1 protein-coding gene is annotated in these 287 nt (G+C 36.9%); it reads left to right on the top strand.

Translation table 11 applies throughout. The features are described from left to right. On the top strand, nt 1–287 hold a 287-nt coding region (locus D1831_RS14510), incomplete at both ends, for a hypothetical protein (protein WP_158610685.1).

Here is a 287-nt window from a genome sequence, read left to right as displayed (position 1 = left end):
CACTTAATCAGGAAGATAGCGATGACCTAGATTCATTACTCGCACAAGCAACTGCCATGGTTGAAGGAATGGATAAGACTGTAACTACTGAAGACATTAATGCTATTGAACGCGAAATTGAACCAACGGAAGACCAAAAAAACAAAATTATAGCTAATACGCCTACTTGGAATCCTATCCAGACCATTGAGTTAGCCGATAATTGGTCGGATTTTGAAAAGAACATGACGCTTTATGCTCAAAATCAAAATATAAATTTAACAACTGATCCATTAACAGACCTACTC

The organism is Lactiplantibacillus garii, from assembly GCF_003885105.1.
GTDB classification, from domain to species: Bacteria; Bacillota; Bacilli; order Lactobacillales; family Lactobacillaceae; genus Lactiplantibacillus; species Lactiplantibacillus garii.
Note: the sequence above shows the minus strand (reverse complement) of the source record. Positions and strands in the feature narration are given on the sequence as shown.